The sequence below is a fragment of the Parvibaculum sp. genome, assembly GCF_039680535.1.
In the GTDB taxonomy this organism is placed as follows: domain Bacteria; phylum Pseudomonadota; class Alphaproteobacteria; order Parvibaculales; family Parvibaculaceae; genus Parvibaculum.
Genome location: NZ_JBDKSS010000013.1, coordinates 30,594 through 45,950 on the forward strand (window position 1 = coordinate 30,594; position 15,357 = coordinate 45,950).

The 15,357-nt window shown below is 63.9% G+C and carries 16 protein-coding genes; 8 read left to right on the forward strand and 8 right to left on the reverse strand.

Translation table 11 applies throughout. The features are described from left to right. Nucleotides 1–11: 11 nt before the first annotated feature. Nucleotides 12–1,595 (reverse strand): DNA recombination protein RmuC, encoded by a 1,584-nt coding sequence (rmuC, locus tag ABFC66_RS07195; RefSeq protein ID WP_346740269.1) that lies wholly within the window; start codon nucleotides 1,593–1,595, stop codon nucleotides 12–14. A 96-nt stretch (nucleotides 1,596–1,691) separates the two neighbouring features. Between rmuC and def the strand changes: the two genes are divergently transcribed. Genes def through truA form a run of 3 tightly spaced genes read left to right on the forward strand, consistent with a single transcriptional unit; the run spans nucleotide 1,692 to nucleotide 3,914 of the window. Then, on the forward strand, nucleotides 1,692–2,216 hold the full coding sequence (gene def, locus ABFC66_RS07200; RefSeq protein ID WP_346740270.1) for a peptide deformylase: 525 nt from the start codon (nucleotides 1,692–1,694) through the stop codon (nucleotides 2,214–2,216). Between the two features lie 19 nt (nucleotides 2,217–2,235). After that, complete coding sequence (gene fmt, locus ABFC66_RS07205; protein WP_346740271.1) at nucleotides 2,236–3,174, forward strand: methionyl-tRNA formyltransferase; 939 nt, start codon at nucleotides 2,236–2,238, stop codon at nucleotides 3,172–3,174. Continuing rightward, nucleotides 3,174–3,914 (forward strand): tRNA pseudouridine(38-40) synthase TruA, encoded by a 741-nt coding sequence (gene truA / locus ABFC66_RS07210; protein ID WP_346740272.1) that lies wholly within the window; start codon nucleotides 3,174–3,176, stop codon nucleotides 3,912–3,914. Before fmt ends, truA begins: the two co-directional genes overlap by 1 nt. Here truA and ABFC66_RS07215 read toward each other — a convergent pair. The 5 genes from ABFC66_RS07215 to ABFC66_RS07235 form a co-directional block, all read right to left on the reverse strand. Then, a complete protein-coding gene (locus tag ABFC66_RS07215; RefSeq protein ID WP_346740273.1) occupies nucleotides 3,911–4,507 on the reverse strand; it encodes a hypothetical protein in 597 nt (198 codons plus the stop codon). The two genes, truA and ABFC66_RS07215, sit on opposite strands and share 4 nt — an antisense overlap. Beyond that, entirely contained in the window at nucleotides 4,504–5,691 is a 1,188-nt protein-coding gene (dapE, locus tag ABFC66_RS07220) for a succinyl-diaminopimelate desuccinylase (protein WP_346740274.1), read from the reverse strand. The genes ABFC66_RS07215 and dapE overlap by 4 nt, the downstream gene beginning before the upstream one ends. A gap of 92 nt (nucleotides 5,692–5,783) precedes the next feature. Beyond that, nucleotides 5,784–6,629 (reverse strand): 2,3,4,5-tetrahydropyridine-2,6-dicarboxylate N-succinyltransferase, encoded by an 846-nt coding sequence (gene dapD / locus ABFC66_RS07225; protein WP_346740275.1) that lies wholly within the window; start codon nucleotides 6,627–6,629, stop codon nucleotides 5,784–5,786. A 202-nt stretch (nucleotides 6,630–6,831) separates the two neighbouring features. Continuing rightward, nucleotides 6,832–8,094, reverse strand: coding sequence for an EAL domain-containing protein (locus tag ABFC66_RS07230; protein WP_346740276.1), 1,263 nt, complete (start codon nucleotides 8,092–8,094; stop codon nucleotides 6,832–6,834). A 110-nt stretch (nucleotides 8,095–8,204) separates the two neighbouring features. Then, on the reverse strand, nucleotides 8,205–9,569 hold the full coding sequence (locus ABFC66_RS07235; RefSeq protein WP_346740277.1) for a hypothetical protein: 1,365 nt from the start codon (nucleotides 9,567–9,569) through the stop codon (nucleotides 8,205–8,207). Nucleotides 9,570–9,667: 98 nt separating this feature from the next. Between ABFC66_RS07235 and ABFC66_RS07240 the strand changes: the two genes are divergently transcribed. Next, nucleotides 9,668–10,147 (forward strand): glutathione peroxidase, encoded by a 480-nt coding sequence (locus tag ABFC66_RS07240; protein ID WP_346740278.1) that lies wholly within the window; start codon nucleotides 9,668–9,670, stop codon nucleotides 10,145–10,147. Between the two features lie 3 nt (nucleotides 10,148–10,150). Here the strand turns inward: ABFC66_RS07240 and ABFC66_RS07245 are convergent, their stop codons facing one another. Further along, on the reverse strand, nucleotides 10,151–10,816 hold the full coding sequence (locus tag ABFC66_RS07245; RefSeq protein WP_346740279.1) for an OmpA family protein: 666 nt from the start codon (nucleotides 10,814–10,816) through the stop codon (nucleotides 10,151–10,153). Between the two features lie 177 nt (nucleotides 10,817–10,993). On the opposite strand from ABFC66_RS07245, the gene ABFC66_RS07250 reads away from it, so the two are divergent. The 3 genes from ABFC66_RS07250 (at nucleotide 10,994) to ABFC66_RS07260 (ending at nucleotide 13,194) form a co-directional block, all read left to right on the forward strand. Continuing rightward, the gene (locus ABFC66_RS07250; RefSeq protein WP_346740280.1) at nucleotides 10,994–11,758 is read left to right on the forward strand and encodes an SDR family oxidoreductase; all 765 of its coding nucleotides are present in this window, start codon (nucleotides 10,994–10,996) and stop codon (nucleotides 11,756–11,758) included. 4 nt (nucleotides 11,759–11,762) lie between these two features. Then, on the forward strand, nucleotides 11,763–12,212 hold the full coding sequence (locus ABFC66_RS07255; protein ID WP_346740281.1) for a GNAT family N-acetyltransferase: 450 nt from the start codon (nucleotides 11,763–11,765) through the stop codon (nucleotides 12,210–12,212). 130 nt (nucleotides 12,213–12,342) lie between these two features. Then, nucleotides 12,343–13,194: an SDR family oxidoreductase gene (locus ABFC66_RS07260; protein WP_346740282.1), complete on the forward strand. Its 852-nt coding sequence runs from the start codon at nucleotides 12,343–12,345 to the stop codon at nucleotides 13,192–13,194. A 64-nt stretch (nucleotides 13,195–13,258) separates the two neighbouring features. Here the strand turns inward: ABFC66_RS07260 and ABFC66_RS07265 are convergent, their stop codons facing one another. Continuing rightward, nucleotides 13,259–14,587 carry an aspartate aminotransferase family protein gene (locus tag ABFC66_RS07265; protein ID WP_346740283.1) on the reverse strand — a complete coding sequence of 443 codons (1,329 nt, stop codon included), beginning with the start codon at nucleotides 14,585–14,587 and terminating at the stop codon, nucleotides 13,259–13,261. Between the two features lie 222 nt (nucleotides 14,588–14,809). Here ABFC66_RS07265 and ABFC66_RS07270 point away from each other — a divergent pair, with 222 nt between their 5' ends. Further along, nucleotides 14,810–15,355 carry a cupin domain-containing protein gene (locus ABFC66_RS07270; protein WP_346740908.1) on the forward strand — a complete coding sequence of 182 codons (546 nt, stop codon included), beginning with the start codon at nucleotides 14,810–14,812 and terminating at the stop codon, nucleotides 15,353–15,355. The last annotated feature ends 2 nt before the right edge of the window (nucleotides 15,356–15,357 follow it).

The following is a 15,357-nucleotide window of genomic DNA, read 5'->3' on the forward strand; positions in this document are numbered from 1 at the left end:
ATTTTCCCGTCTCAGAGCAGCGGTCGATCCTGATCCATATCCGCAGAACCGGCCTCTTCCTCCTCGTCGCCCAGGGTGGCATCCGGCGTGTTCAGGCCCAGCAGGTTGGTCGAGTCTGCGTCGCTCAGGATCTCGACATTCTTCAAGGTGCGGTGCATCGCGCGTGTGCGCGTGCCGAGCGCGTCGACGGTATTGGTGGCGGCATTGAGCTGTCGCTTCAGATTCTCCACGACCTTGCCGTGTTTCTGGAACTCCGTGCGCACGGCGCCGAGAACTTGCCAGACTTCGCTGGACCGCTTCTGAATGGCCAGCGATCTGAACCCCATCTGGAAGGCGTTGAGGATGGAGGCAAGCGTCGTCGGTCCTGCCAGCGTCACGCGATAATCGTGCTGGAGCATTTCGAAGAGGCCCGGTCTGCGCAGGACTTCGGCGAAAAGGCTTTCTGTCGGCAGGAAGAGGATCGCGAAATCCGTCGTCACCGGCGGATTGATATATTTGTCCGAGATCGACTTGGCGAAGCTGCGAACGCGCATCTCAAGCGCCGCGGATGCTTCGTCGACGGCGGAGATGTCCGCTCTTTCCGTCGCATTGATCAGACGCTCATAATCCTCCTGAGGGAACTTGGCATCGATGGGCAGAAGCAGAAGATCATCGCTGTCGCGGCCCGTGAAACGGATCGCGTATTCGACGCGCTCGGCGCTGCCATTCTTGACCTGCGCGTTCCTGATGAACTGCTCGGGTGAAAGGAATTGCTCCAGCAACATGCCGAGTTGCACCTCGCCCCATGTGCCACGCGTCTTGACGTTGGTGAGTACCTTCTTGAGATCGCCGACACCTGTCGCGAGATTCTGCATCTCGCCAAGGCCCTGATAAACGCGTTCGAGCTGTTCGCTGACCGTGCGGAAGGATTCCCCGAGGCGCTTTTCCAGCGTGGTTTGCAGCTTTTCGTCCACCGTCTGGCGCATCTCGTCGAGCTTGGCGGAATTCTCGGTCCGTAGCGCGTCGAGGCGGTTCTCGACGCCCTGGCGCAGGCTCTCCTGGGCGAGCGTTTGCTTCTCCGCCATGTTGCCGAGTTCCAGCGCCACCTTGTCCAGCCGCTCCTTCTGGTGTTCGCCGAGCTGGAGCAGGGTCGTGGCGAGCTGCTCGCTCGTCTTTGTAAAATTTCCGGTCAGCTCCTCGCGTAGTTCCCGCGCGGCGGATTGGGAGCGCGCATTGGCGGCGTCGAGTTTCTCGCCGATCGAGAGGCGCAGCGCCTCGCGGTTTTCGGCCGCCTCAAGGCCCATCCTCGCAATGTCCTGATCGAGCTTCTGGCCGATCACGGCGATGGGTGCGCGGATGGCTTCGATGCCGTTGTCGAGCTTCTGGACGAAGGAATCCTGAAAGCCGCGGATATTCTCGCCGATCTCCTGGCGAACGCTTTGCGACTGGAGCGCGTTGTCGGCTCTCAGCCGGTCGGCCTCGGTCCGAATGGCTGTCGCCAGATCGTTGTCGCCAGCCGCCTTGCCGCTTCGAAGGAACGCGAGGATGGCGAAGACTGCGGCGATCGCGCTGAAGGCGGCACTCGCAATGCCGGTATAGGAGGCCCAGTTTTCCATTTTCTCTCCGTATCGCCGGCTCGAATATGACGGGAACATTTCGGCAACTATAGCCGATTCTTGACCGCTGCGGCCCGGCAGCTTATCTCAAGGCCCATGGCTATCCGCGAAATACTCACCGCGCCCGATCCGCGCCTCAAGCAGGTCTCGAAGCCCGTCGAACGGGTGGATGACGAGCTGCGCCGTCTCATGGACGACATGCTTGAGACGATGTACGACGCGCCGGGCATCGGCCTTGCTGCGATCCAGATCGGCGTGCCGAAGCAGGTCATCGTCATGGATCTCGCCCGCGAAGGCGAGCCGCCGCAGCCGCGCTATTTCATCAATCCTGAGATCATCTGGACCTCGGACGAATACGCGACCTATGAGGAAGGCTGCCTCTCGGTGCCGGAGCTTTACGAGGACGTGGACCGTCCGGCCGAATGCCGCGTGCGCTTCCTCGACTATCAGGGCGAGATCCGCGAGCTTGATTGCGAGGGGCTGCTCGCCACCTGCATCCAGCACGAAATGGACCACCTGAAGGGCGTCCTCTTCATCGACCATCTGTCGAAGCTCAAGCGCTCGATGATCCTGAAGAAGCTCACCAAGGCGAAGAAGTTTCAGGAAAAGGAACCGGCCTGAGGGCCGGCAGAAGGCGCGCATGACCCTTCGTCTCGCCTTCATGGGCACCCCCGATTTTTCCGTGTCAGTTCTGGCCGAGCTGATCGCCGCCGGCCATGAGGTCGTGGCCGTCTATTCGCAGCCACCTCGCAAGGCGGGACGCGGCATGGCCGAGCAGCCCTCGCCGGTCCATCGCTTCGCCGCAGAACACGGGCTTCCGGTCCGCACTCCCGTTTCGCTGAAATCGGAAGAAGAGCAGAAGGCCTTCGCCGATCTCGGCCTCGACGTTGCCATCGTCGTCGCCTATGGGCTCATCCTGCCCAAGCCCGTGCTCGAGGCGCCACGGCTCGGTTGTCTCAATCTCCACGCCTCTCTGCTGCCGCGCTGGCGCGGCGCCGCGCCCATCCAGCGCGCCATCATGGCGGGGGACGCTGAAACCGGCGTCATGGTGATGCAGATGGATGTGGGCCTCGACACGGGGCCTGTGCTTCTTGCCGAGCATGTCGCCATCGCGCCCGACGCGACGGCGGGAGGCCTCCACGACAGGCTTTCGGAAATCGGGGCCTCGCTGATGGTGCGCGCGCTCGCCGCCCTCGAACGCGGTCAGCTCCATGCGACGCCGCAGCCGGAAGAAGGCGTCACCTACGCAAGGAAGATCGAGAAGGAAGAAGCCCGCATCGACTGGTCGCGTGATGCTGCGGCGCTCGATTGCCATATCAGGGGCCTCACGCCTTTCCCCGGCGCCTTCTTCGAGGTGGAGCGCGAGGCCAAGCCCGTCCGCATCAAGGTGCTGCGCGAGAAGCCCGTTGCGGGCAGCGGCGCGCCCGGCGAAGTGTTGTCCATCGAAGGCGGCATCACTGTCGCCTGTGGCCAAGGGGCGATCCGAATCGCCGAGTTGCAGCGTGCGGGCAAGGGGCCGATGAAGGCCGACGATTTCCTGCGCGGCTTTCCGCTCACGGTCGGCGAAAGGCTCGCCTGATGCCCCGTTACAAGCTCACCATCGAATATGACGGCACGAATTTCGTCGGCTGGCAGAGCCAGGCCGATGGCGGTTCCGTGCAGGATGCGCTCGAGGCGGGCTTCAAGGGCTTTTGCGGCGCGGATATTCGCGTGAACGGCGCAGGCCGCACCGATGCCGGCGTCCATGCGCTGGGCCAGGTCGCGCATGTCGATCTGCCGGAGCCCGTTCGCACCGACACGCTGCGCGATGCGGTCAACGCGCATATGCGTCCGCATCCCGTCGCCATCGTCGAGGTCGAGGAAGTCGGCGACGATTTCGAGGCGCGTTTCTCCGCCACCCGTCGTCATTACATGTACCGCATCATCAATCGCCGCGCGCCGCTGACGCTCGATCGCGGTCAGGCCTGGCTCGTCCACAAGCCGCTCGATGCGGACGCGATGCACGAGGCGGCGCAGGTGCTCGTCGGCAAGCATGACTTCACGACCTTCCGCTCCATGCAGTGCCAGGCGAAATCGCCAGTGAAGACGCTCGATGAACTATCGGTGTCGCGCTATGGCGAGGAAATCGAGATCATCGCCCGCGCGCGCTCCTTCCTGCACAATCAGGTGCGTTCTCTTGTTGGCTCGCTGAAACTCGTCGGCGAAGGCAAATGGACCGCCCGCGATCTCGAACGCGCTCTGAAAGCCCGCGACCGCGCCGCCTGCGGCCCCGTCGCCCCGCCGGACGGGCTCTATCTGCTGAAAGTGGATTATGACTAGGCGCCCACCGGCGTCAGCAGCAAGCGGCTCAATCCCTGATCGAGCAGCGCGCCCAGCACGAAATCGAGAATCAGAATGGCCATGGCCGCGGACGGCGTCGCGCCCAGCACTTCGCGCGCGATCTGCCAACGATACCAGGCGGCAAGCAGGAACACCGGCAGCGTCAGCATGACCGCGAATTCGTCGCCGATGATGCCGATGAGGAAAAGCCCCAGCGGCAGCAGCATCAGGCCGGACGTCATCAGCACGCCCCAGTTGAAGGTGATGACATAGGCGCTGTAGCTCGCGCCGAGTTCGAGATGCCGCGCCACCGCCGCCATGACGGTGAGATAGACGATCCAGTTCAGCGCCTCTCCGCCCATCTGCACGGTCGCAAAGGAGGTGAAGTCGAGATCGGCGATCGCGTCGATGGTCTGTCCCATGCGCCAGAGCGCGGCGCTGGCCACGAGGATCAGCGGCAGCGCAAGCGCGAGCGCCGCAAAGGAGCGGAAAAAACCCGCGGCGGAGAGATCGAAATATTTCGCGGCTTCCGGATCGCGCCGCGCGATGCGCCACGCGCCGGTTAGATGTCGCGCAATGTCGTTCGGATTCATGACGCGATGGCGCCCGCGAAATAGCCCCTGAGGATCGTCTCATAGATGTCGGCAAGGCGGCCGATGTCCTCGGCGGGCACATGCTCGTCGGCCTTGTGCATGGTCTGGTTGGCGAGGCCGAATTCGACGACCGGCGCATAGGCGCGGATGAAGCGCGCGTCCGACGTGCCGCCGCTGGTCGAAAGCTCCGGCGCGAGGCCCGTCACCTTCGTGATGGCGTCGGCGATGAGGGTCGAGAAGGCGCCGGGCTGGGTGATGAAGGATTCGCCCGAAATCTGCGTCCTGAATTCGTAAGCGCCGCCCATCTCCTGAATGACCTGATCGAAGACGCCGCGCATCCAGGCTTCGAGCGACGCGCCCGTATGCTCGTCGTTGAAGCGGATGTTCATCATCGCCCGCGCGGTGCCGGGAATGAGGTTCGTCGTCTCGTTGCCGACATCGACCGAGGTGATCTCGAAATTCGACGGCTGGAAATGCGCGTTGCCATGATCGAGCACACGCGTGTCGAGGCGCCTGAGCATTTCAAGGAGCCGCGGAACGGGATTGTCGGCGAGATGCGGATAGGCGACATGGCCCTGCGTGCCGCGCACCGTGAGCCAGCCATTGATGCTGCCGCGACGGCCGATCTTCATCATGTCGCCGAGCTTCGAAACGCATGTCGGCTCGCCGACGAGGCAATGGTCGATCTTTTCGCCACGCGCGCTGAGCGCCTGAAGCATTTTCTTCGTGCCGTTGATGCCGGGGCCTTCCTCGTCGCCGGTGATGAGGAGGCTGATCGAGCCCTCGCCGTCGATGAGCTTGCCTTCACGCACGAGGCGGGAGGCGGCGGCGACGAAGCTCGCGATCGAACCCTTCATGTCGGCGGCGCCGCGCCCGAAAAGCTTTCCCGCCTTGATCTCGCCCGCGAAGGGATCGACCGACCACGCGGCGGCGTCGCCCACGGGCACGACATCGGTATGGCCGGCAAAGCAGAAATGGGGGCCACCCGAACCCAGCCGCGCATAGAGATTGTCGACGTCGGGCGTGCCCTCGTCGCTGAAATGCATGCGCTCGCAGGAAAAGCCGAGTGGCGCGAGATAACCCGCCAGCGTCGCCAGCGCGCCCTCGTCCCTGGGCGTCACACTGGGGCAGCGGATCAGTTCGATGGCAATCTCAAGCGGGTCATAGGCTGCGGTCATGGTCATCCCGTGTACCGCTCCTCATCGTCGCGGTCAATTTTGGGAGGTGCCCCGTTAACACTTGTCATTCCCGGCATGAGGCCGGGGTGACGGGCCGGTCAGTCGCGCAGCAGCTCGTTGATCGAGGTCTTGGAGCGCGTCTGGGCGTCGACCGTTTTCACGATGACGCAGCAATAGAGGCTCGGGCTGGGCGAGCCATCCGGGTTGGCGCGGCCCGGCAGCGAGCCCGGCACGACGACCGAATAGGGCGGCACCTTGCCGATATGGATCTCGCCGGTGGCGCGGTCGATGATCTTGGTCGAGGCGCTGATGAAGACGCCCATGGAGAGCACCGAGCCCTCGCCGACGATCACGCCTTCGACGACTTCCGAGCGCGCGCCGATGAAGCAGTTGTCCTCGATGACGACCGGATTCGCCTGCAGCGGTTCCAGAACGCCGCCAATGCCAACGCCGCCCGAAAGGTGGCAGTTCTTGCCAATCTGGGCGCAGGAGCCGACCGTGACCCATGTGTCGACCATGGTGCTCTCGTCGACATAGGCGCCGAGGTTCACGAAGGAGGGCATCAGCACCACGCTCGGCGCGATATAGGCCGAGCGGCGGACGATGGCGCCTGGCACGGCGCGGAAGCCCGCCTTGCGGAACTCGGCCTCGCCCCAGCCCTCGAACTTGGACGGCACCTTGTCCCACCAATGGGTGTTGTCGCCGGGGCCACCGGCGATGAGGCCCATGTCGTTGAGGCGGAAGGAGAGCAGAACGGCCTTCTTGAGCCACTGGTTCACTTCCCAGTTGCCGCCGATCTTCTCGGCCACGCGGGCTTCGCCCTTGTCGAGCAGGTTGAGCGCGGTCTCGACCGCCTCGCGCACTTCGCCTTTGGTGCCCGTATTCACCTGATCGCGCTCGTCGAAGGCGCGTTCGATGACGGACTTGAGTTGGGCGGTGCTCATGGGGCGGCTCCCTCGGGGATGGGTGTAGGCGGGCAAGATAGCTGTGGGTCCCGCGCTGTCAACCGAGGGGTGTCCGGAGATTGGTCATTCAACGTCATGGCCCGGCTTGTCCGGGCCATCCACGTCTTTGGTGTGGGAATTCCGGGCCTTCAAGACGTGGATGCCCCGCCTGAAGCGGGGCATGACGGTGCTTTCGGGGAGATCAGGCCGCCGCCGCGATGGCCGCGTCGATCGCAGCCCGTGTCACTTCCTCGCGGACCGGCTTCGGCTCGCCGAAGAGATAGCCCTGTCCATATTCGACATTGAGGTCGAGCACATCGACGACTTCGCGCTCCGTCTCGATCTTGTCGACGATGAGCTGAATGCCGTTGCGGCGCAGAACCTCGCGAATGTCGGCGGCGTGAATGTCGGACGCGCTGTGATCGCCGTCAATCAGCGTCGCAGCCGAGATCTTCATGAAGCGGAAGTTGCGGTCGTGAAGCTCGGCCGCATTGATCTTGAGGCTCGTCACCTGATCCATCGAGAAGCGGAAGCCGAGATCGGCCAGCGCCCTCAGGCTCTCTTCCTCGATCGGACCCATGCCGTTCACGGTCGATTGGCTGAACTCGAAGATCAGGTGCTGCGCGAGATCCTGATTGTGCTGCATGTATTCGACGAATTGCGGGAAGAAATCCCCGTCGAGCAAGGAGAAGGCGGAGATGTTGCAGAAGACGCCCGCGTTCTTGTTACGCTGGGCGAGCTTGCGCACGACCTGAATGCAGCGGAACAGCAGAATGTTGTCGACGGTCGGCATCATGCCGGCGGGTTCGGCCACGCGCATGTAGTCGCGCGGCATGATGAGCGCGCCGCGCTCCGAGCGGAGCCGCGACAGGCCTTCGTAATAGCGGACCTTGCGCTGGGGCAGGCCGACGATCGGCTGGAGATAGAGGTCGACGCGGTTGGCTTCGAGCGAGCGGCGGATCGTTTCCAGAAGCTCGGCGTCGCTCAGGGTCGAAATGTCGGGTTCGGGCGCGGCGAATTCCCGGGCGAGCCTTGCCTGCAGGGCGGGCGCGCCGATGAGCTGCGAGGGAACGGGCATGGGCGGCGCCTCGCGCGTTTCGGCGAGCCGCTTCACCAGCGATTCAATGACGCGGATTTCTGAGAAGATGCGCTCCATGCGCTCCGTCGTTTCGTGCTCGACGCGCTGTTCGAGTTGGATGATGCGGCGGGCGGCCTGATCGAGTTCGCGTGAAAGACCGGCAGCGACGCCGGTGAGTTCGGCAAGCTCAAGCCTGACCTTGCGGCGCTCGAAGCCCCGCGCGATGGCGGCGTGCAGCTCCATGCCGATGAAGCAGCAAATGAGACCCGCCAGTATCGCGAGCTTCGGATCGAACCCGGCCACTTCCGGCAGCGGCAGCGCCAGCGCGAGGCCGGCCGACGGCAGGATATAGAGCAAGGCGGCGAAGATGTGCTTGATCTGCTTCATGGCCCAATCCCGCGCGAAAGGGCGCGGTCCCCGATGGAACTTTTCCAGTCGAAGCATGGGGCTGAGGCATTGAGAAAAAGTTAACCATGGTGGAAGAGCCCTGGCGGCTCTCAGGCAGGCATTCCGGCCAGTTTCGCGAGTCCGCGCCAATGCATCCGGTAAAGAAGGGAGCCGCTCTTGCCCCTCCGCGTCGGCATCGCCTGCACACGGGCAAGCCAGCGCTCCTCGGCCTCCGCCGCTTCCGCCCATATTGTGCGGGATAGCCGCCCTGCCTCCTCCGCGCTCCCACCACCGGCGAGAAGGGCCTCCACCCGCTCGAAGAAGCTTGCCTCCAGCCGGTCGCGCTCACCCGCGAAGGCCGCGAGCCTCGGCGCGTAGTCTTCCAGCACGGCGCGGTGCAGCCGTTCATGGCGCCACCAGAGCGTCGCCGGATCGAAACGGTCGGTCGGAACGGGTCCAAAATCCGGGAGCGCCGCCCCTTCGAAGCCGGAGCCGAAAAACACCGGTTTGAAGATCGACGTGTCAGGCGAAGAGGTGCCCGTTACCCAGTGAACGGCGCGTCCGGGCGCGAGGTCGGCGACCCATGAGGCGGTCGTCTGGCCGAATTGGCGGATCGGTCCCCATGAGGCATGGGCGCAGACGCCGCCGCCCATGATGCCGTCGGGCCGCCAGTCCGGATTTCGCGCCGCCTCTTCGCCGTGATCGCGCAGGATCGAAATCAGGCTCTGTGGCGTGTGGCCTTTCGATGTGCCGAGCAGGTCGGTCGTCCGGCACCAGCGCTTTATGCCGTGGCCAAGCGTCGAGCGCAGCCGGTCCGAAAAGTCTGCCGCGACATCGAGAGGCGCGCCCTCCTTCGTAAAGCCGCGTTTGAGAGCGAGGGGCGCCAGCCCTTCGCTCGCCCGGTCGAACTTCGCGCCGATCGTATAAGTGTTGGAAATGGAGCGAAATCCCTCGACGCGTTCCGCCGCCCATTCGCGCCCCACCGTTTCAAGCACATAGGCCGTTCCGCCCGCATCCGCGATCAGGAAGGAATTGTGATACTCGAGCTTGCCGAGATGGCCGCAGTTTCCGCCCTGACCGTACCGGCCGAGCAGGCCGGTGACGACGTCGAGGGCTTCATCCGCCGTCTTCGCCCGTTCAAGTCCGAGGCGCAGCAGGTCCATTCCGAGCAGCGCTTCCTGCTTCTGCGGCGCGATCCTGGCGAAGACTGCTTCGTTGCCGATCACGAGCCCGTGCTCGTTCGCGCCCATCTCCGCGCCCCACATCCAGAAGGGCCGGGAGAGCAGAACGGCATGGGTTTCGGACGCCTGCGGAATCTTGATATAGGTGCAGCGCAGCGTGGCCCCGGGCGCATGTGTCGCGCGAGGGCTGAAGGCAAGGTATTGCGCCTCATTCGCCCCGCGGTCGGAGTTCTTGGCAAAGAGCAGCCCGCCGCTCTTCGTCGCCTTCGGCCCTGCCACCATCGTGTCGCACATCGGCACCCCCTGTCGGAGGCATCTTAACGGTGGTGCCGAGGTGGTGAAGAGTGAAAATCTCCGTGCTAGGCTCGTCCGTCAGGCATCGGGAGGAAACCATGAGCGCGCACCGCTTCGAATTCCGCACCATCAAGGGCGAGGCGCTTCCGCTTTCGCAATTCGAGGGCCGGGCCGTCCTTGTGGTCAATACGGCCAGCCGTTGCGGCTTCACGCCTCAGTATCGCGAGCTTCAGGGTTTATGGGAGCGTTACCGCGCACGCGGCCTCGTCGTCATCGGCGTGCCGTCCAACGATTTCGGCGCGCAGGAGCCGGGCACCGAGGCCGAGATTCTCGAATTCTGCGAAGTGAATTACGACATCGATTTTCCGCTGACCGCGAAAGAAGCCGTGATCGGCGAGGAGGCGCATCCCTTCTACAAATGGGTGGCCGAGGTCGGCGGTGAGAATGCGGCGCCGCGCTGGAACTTCCATAAATATCTGATCGGGCCCGGCGGCGAACTCGTGAACATCTATTCGAGCAAGGTCAGCCCGCTCGACGCGGCGCTGGTGAGCGAGATCGAGGCGCTGCTCGGCGCCTGAGGCTCACGGCGCGAAGGACCGCCTGTAGCTCTTATCCTTCGCATCGGTAAAGGGCGAGAGCTTGATCTCGACACGACGGTTTTGCGCCCGTCCTTCCGCCGTCCTGTTGCTTGCGATGGGCTCGCGCGCGCCCGCGCCGCGGAGGATGAAGCGCTTTCCGTCGAGGCCCTGATCGATCAGGAATTGCGCGACGTTTCGCGCACGCTCCTCCGACACCTTGCGGTTTGCCTCTGCCGTTCCCGCCTGATCGGTGTGTCCGGTAATATCGATCAGCAGACGGTCGTGTTCCCTTGCAATGCGGGCGAGGCGTTTCAGCGCCGACGCGGCATCGGGCCCGATGGCGGTCGAGTTCGGGGCGAAGGCGATATCCCTCTCCATGTTGAGATGAACCGAATTGCCAACACGCGTTACGCTGAAGCCGTGGTCCAGCAGGTCGGAGATGAGATCGTGCTCAACGCCGTCCATATAGGCGCCGACCTCGCGGCCGGGAATCGGCGCCACGCCCTTCTTCTGCATGGCCTGAACGCGCAGCGCCGCCGCGTCTGTGCTTGCCATCGAATAGGTGGGCGTGGGAGCGGGCGCCGGCGCTGGTGCCAGCGGCGCCGTCTGGCAGCCCGCGAGCGCGCCGCTCACGGCCATGATCGATAGAAATGCCCATCCCCCGCGCATGAAGGCTCCGCTCGCTATAAATTCGCAGCGCGACGAGGGGAACGGTCCCTGCCTGTGGCATCGGTCGCCAATGGTGTAAAAGATCCCCAGCCGTCGCGTGACGTTGCTTAAACTAGCAAAGCTTCGTCAGTGCGAGAACCGAATTGACGCACTTATAATCAAAAGGGAGAAGTCGCCATGTCGCTATTCGATCTGACCGGGAAGGTCGCCGTCGTCACCGGCTCGACCAAGGGCATCGGCGAGGCCATCGTGCATCGCCTAGCCGAGCATGGCGCGAAGGTTGTCGTATCGAGCCGCAAGGCCGATGCCTGCGACAAGGTCGCGGGCGAGATCAACGCGAAGCATGCGGGCGCGGCCATTGCCGTTCCCTGCAACATCGCGGACAAGGCCGACCTTCAGCGCCTCGTCGACACGACGAACAAGACCTGGGGCAAGATCGACATTCTCGTCTGCAATGCCGCGGTGAACCCCTTCTTCGGTTCCTCGAAGGACATTCCCGACGACGCTTTCGACAAGATCATGTCGTCCAACGTCAAGTCGAACCACTGGCTCTGCAACATGGTCATTCCCCAGATGGTCGAGCGCAAGGACGGCTCCATCATCATCATCTCGTCGATCGGCGGCCTGCGCGGTTCCTCCGTGCTCGGAGCCTATTGCCTGTCCAAGGCGGCCGACTTCCAGCTCGCGCGCAATCTCGCCGTCGAATACGGCCATCATAATGTGCGCGCGAACTGCATCGCGCCGGGCCTCATCAAGACGCGCTTCGCGCAGGCGCTCTGGGACAATCCCGACATTCTCGAAAAGTCGACATCGAACGCGCCGCTGAAGCGCATCGGCATGCCGGATGAAATCGCGGGCGCAGCCGTCTTCCTCGCGGGCAAGGCGGGCGCCTTCATGACGGGCCAGCAGCTCGTCATCGATGGCGGCGTCACGATCGCCTGAGCCCATGGAGAAAAGCCCGCTCACCATCCGCCCGCTCGAAGCGCGCGACCGCGCCGCATGGGGTGAATTGTGGGCGGGCTATCTCGCCTTCTACGAAACGGCGCTTGCGCCGGACGTGACCGAGGACACATGGGCGCGCCTTCTCTCGGGCGAACTCATTGGCCTTGTCGCGGTGGATGGCGAAGACAGGCCGCTCGGCTTCGCTCACGCGCTTCTTCATGCGGGCACATGGAGCCCGAAGCCGCTCTGCTATCTCGAAGACCTCTTCGTCCTTCCGCAGGCGCGGGGACAGGGGGCGGCCCGCGCCCTCATCGAGGCGCTCGCCGCTTGCGGACGTTCCGAAGGCTGGCTCAGGCTCTATTGGCAGACCGCGCGGGACAATGTGACGGCCCAGGCGCTTTACGACAAACTCGCCACCCGGACGAATTGGCTGCGTTACGACCTTGATCTTTAGTCCCGAATGACCACTTGTTTCTTTTCGGTCATCGCGCATTTTCAGGCGAAGTGGACCCCGGTTCGCCGTCCGAAAATGCGCCATGCAACATTTGAAACGCTTCTGATGAAGCGTTTCGGGGGAGGGTGCGATGAAAAGCGTGGTGGTAACGGGTGTGTCGACCGGCATCGGCTGGGGCGCGACCAAGGTTCTGACGAATGCGGGCTTTCACGTCTTCGGCAGCGTCCGCAAGGAAGCCGATGCGCAGCGTCTCAAACAGGAATTCGGCGATAAATTCACGCCGCTCCGCTTCGATGTGACCGATGTTGCCGCGGTGAAGCGCGGCGCCGATGAGGTTCGCGCCGCCTTGAAGGGCGAGAAGCTTTTCGGCCTCGTCAACAATGCGGGCATCGCGGTCTCCGGGCCCCTGCTCGAGCTTCCGCTCGACGAGTTCCGCCAGCAGATGGAAGTGAACCTCACCGGGCCCCTGATCGTCACGCAGGCATTCGCGCCGCTTCTCGGCGCCGATACCTCGCTCAAGGGCGCGCCGGGCCGCATCGTCAATATCAGCTCGGTCGGCGGCAAGCAGGCCGCCCCCTTCATCGGCCCCTATGCGGCGTCGAAATTCGCGCTTGAAGGCCTCTCCGAAAGTCTCCGCCGCGAACTCCTTCTCTTCGGCATCGACGTCATCGTCATCGGTCCCGGCGCGGTGAAAACACAGATCTGGGCAAAGGCCGAAGAGGTCGACATCACGCCCTATCGGAACAGTCCCTACTACCCGAGCCTGGTGAAGTTTCGCGACTTCTTCCTCAAGAGCGCCGAAACAGGCCTCACGCCTGAACGCCTCGGCGGCGCCATTCTGAAGGCGCTGACGGTGAAGAACCCCAAGGTGCGCTACGCCGTCGTGCCGCAGCGGCTCCAGAACTGGACGATTCCGCAGCTTCTCCCCAAGCGCTTTGTCGATCGCATGATCGGCAAGGCGACCGGCCTCATCAAGGGCTGATAAAAAAGCCCTCCGCGTGGAGAATGCGCGGAGGGCGTAACAGCAGGCGTTGGTCAGGAACGCCTCAGGCGACGTGGTCGAGAACCTTGCGGAAGCGTCCGAAGATTTCGTCGATCTGCGCCTTTTCGATGATGAGCGGCGGCGAGAAGGCGATGCAGTCGCCCGAGACGCGCACCATCATGTTCTCGTGGTGGAAGGCGTGACGCATGGTTTCGAAGCCGCGCTTGCCCGGCGTGCCGTCGACCGGAACGAGGTCGACCGCGCCTGCAAGGCCGATCACGCGGATATCGGCGACGAGCTTGTGATTCTTCAGACTCATCAGCGCATCGGCGAAATAGGGTTCGAGCGCCCGGGCTTTTTCGAAAAGCCCTTCCTTGCGATAGAGGTCGAGCGTCGCAAGGCCCGCGGCAGCGGCCAGCGGATGGCCCGAATAGGTGTAGCCGTGGAAAAGGTCGATTGCGTGGTCGGGGCCGGTCTGAAACGCGTCGTAGATGTGCTTGCGCACGATCGCGCCGCCCATCGGCACCGTGCCAGAGGTGATGCCCTTGGCGAAGGTGATGATGTCGGGCGTCACGCCAAAGCGTTCGGCGGCGAAGCCGTAGCCGAGGCGGCCATAGCCTGTGATGACCTCGTCGAAGATCAGCAGGATGCCGTGCTTCGTGCAGATTTCGCGGATCTTCTGCAGATAGCCCTTGGGCGGCGGCAGCACGCCCGTCGAGCCCGACATCGGCTCGATGATGACGGCGGCGATGGTCGAGGCGTCATGCAGGTCGATGAGCCGCTGCAAGTCGTCGGCGAGATGCGCGCCCCATTCCGGCTGACCGATGGTGAAGGCCTGCTCGGCACGGTTATAGGTGTGGGGCAGGTGGTCGACGCCCGCCACCAGATTGCCGTACCACTTGCGGTTCGCGACCATGCCGCCCACCGCCGTGCCGCCGAAATTGACGCCGTGATAGCCGCGCTCGCGGCCGATGAGGCGTGTGCGGCTCGCCTCGCCATTGATGCGGTGATAGGCGAGCGCGATCTTCAGCGCCGACTCGTCGGCTTCCGAACCGGAATTGCAGAAAAGCACATGGTCGAGATCGCCGGGCGCGAGGTTCGCGATGCGGCTCGCGAGCTCGAAGGCCTTTGGGTGGCCGAACTGAAAGGTCGGCGCGAAGTCGAGTTCGGCGGCCTGGTCCTGGATGGCCTTCACGATGTCTTCGCGGCAATGGCCCGCATTGCAGCACCAGAGGCCGGCCGTGGCGTCGAGTACTTCCGTGCCGTCGGGCTTGTAATAATGGACGCCCTTGGCGCGCGCGATCATGCGCGGCTCGCGCTTGAACTGGCGGTTGGGCGTGTAGGGCAGCCAGTTCGACTCGAGGTCGTTCGGCGCGGCGGCGTCGGCGCTCATGGAAGGTCACTCCTGTTGACGAAAGCCTTACAATTCAAAGCCTCAGGCGTGGGCAAATCAAGGGGTTTCGGGCGTGACTTTGGCTATATGTCGAGTATTTTAAACGCCATGGCAAAGGGCGCGACGAAGAGCGGAAAGAGTGCGGCGAAGCCGGCGGCGGGGAATTTCCGCCGCGCCCATGGCGCTGCGCAGATGCCCGCCTCGCTGGATATCGACGGGGAGATGCCCGACATCGGCGCGCGGCTCCGCGCCTTCCGCACCATGCACGGCCTTTCACAGCGCGAACTCGCCAAGCGCGCGGGCGTGACCAACGGTACCATTTCCCTCATCGAGCAGAATCGGGTGAGCCCGTCCCTCGGCTCGCTGAAAAAGGTGCTCGACGGTTTCCCCATTTCCATCGCCGATTTCCTGACGCTGGAATTGAAACCGCGCACGAGGGTTTTTTATCAGGCCAAGGAATTGCGCGAGATCGCGGGCGGGCCCATCTCCTTCCGTCTGGTCGGGCGAGACACGCAGGGCCGCGCCATCCAGATGATGCATGAGCGCTACGCCCCCGGCGCCGACACGGGCGACGACATGCTCTCCCATATCGGCGAGGAAAGCGGCATCGTCGTCTCGGGGCTCATCGAACTGACAGTGGGCGGCGAGACGCGCAAGCTCATGCCCGGCGACGCCTATTACTTCGACTCGCGCCTTCCCCACCGCTTCCGCAATCCCGGCACCATCGACTGCGTCATCGTTTCGGCCTGTTGCCCGCCGAGCTTTTGAGT

What these genes read in the sequence shown, in the direction of transcription:
- rmuC (WP_346740269.1), bottom strand. Translation starts at nt 1,595, where the DNA reads ATGGAAAACTGGGCCTCCTATACCGGCATTGCGAGTGCCGCCTTCAGC.
- def (WP_346740270.1), top strand. Translation starts at nt 1,692, where the DNA reads ATGGCTATCCGCGAAATACTCACCGCGCCCGATCCGCGCCTCAAGCAG.
- fmt (WP_346740271.1), top strand. Translation starts at nt 2,236, where the DNA reads ATGACCCTTCGTCTCGCCTTCATGGGCACCCCCGATTTTTCCGTGTCA.
- truA (WP_346740272.1), top strand. Translation starts at nt 3,174, where the DNA reads ATGCCCCGTTACAAGCTCACCATCGAATATGACGGCACGAATTTCGTC.
- ABFC66_RS07215 (WP_346740273.1), bottom strand. Translation starts at nt 4,507, where the DNA reads ATGAATCCGAACGACATTGCGCGACATCTAACCGGCGCGTGGCGCATC.
- dapE (WP_346740274.1), bottom strand. Translation starts at nt 5,691, where the DNA reads ATGACCATGACCGCAGCCTATGACCCGCTTGAGATTGCCATCGAACTG.
- dapD (WP_346740275.1), bottom strand. Translation starts at nt 6,629, where the DNA reads ATGAGCACCGCCCAACTCAAGTCCGTCATCGAACGCGCCTTCGACGAG.
- ABFC66_RS07230 (WP_346740276.1), bottom strand. Translation starts at nt 8,094, where the DNA reads ATGAAGCAGATCAAGCACATCTTCGCCGCCTTGCTCTATATCCTGCCG.
- ABFC66_RS07235 (WP_346740277.1), bottom strand. Translation starts at nt 9,569, where the DNA reads ATGTGCGACACGATGGTGGCAGGGCCGAAGGCGACGAAGAGCGGCGGG.
- ABFC66_RS07240 (WP_346740278.1), top strand. Translation starts at nt 9,668, where the DNA reads ATGAGCGCGCACCGCTTCGAATTCCGCACCATCAAGGGCGAGGCGCTT.
- ABFC66_RS07245 (WP_346740279.1), bottom strand. Translation starts at nt 10,816, where the DNA reads ATGCGCGGGGGATGGGCATTTCTATCGATCATGGCCGTGAGCGGCGCG.
- ABFC66_RS07250 (WP_346740280.1), top strand. Translation starts at nt 10,994, where the DNA reads ATGTCGCTATTCGATCTGACCGGGAAGGTCGCCGTCGTCACCGGCTCG.
- ABFC66_RS07255 (WP_346740281.1), top strand. Translation starts at nt 11,763, where the DNA reads ATGGAGAAAAGCCCGCTCACCATCCGCCCGCTCGAAGCGCGCGACCGC.
- ABFC66_RS07260 (WP_346740282.1), top strand. Translation starts at nt 12,343, where the DNA reads ATGAAAAGCGTGGTGGTAACGGGTGTGTCGACCGGCATCGGCTGGGGC.
- ABFC66_RS07265 (WP_346740283.1), bottom strand. Translation starts at nt 14,587, where the DNA reads ATGAGCGCCGACGCCGCCGCGCCGAACGACCTCGAGTCGAACTGGCTG.
- ABFC66_RS07270 (WP_346740908.1), top strand. Translation starts at nt 14,810, where the DNA reads ATGCCCGACATCGGCGCGCGGCTCCGCGCCTTCCGCACCATGCACGGC.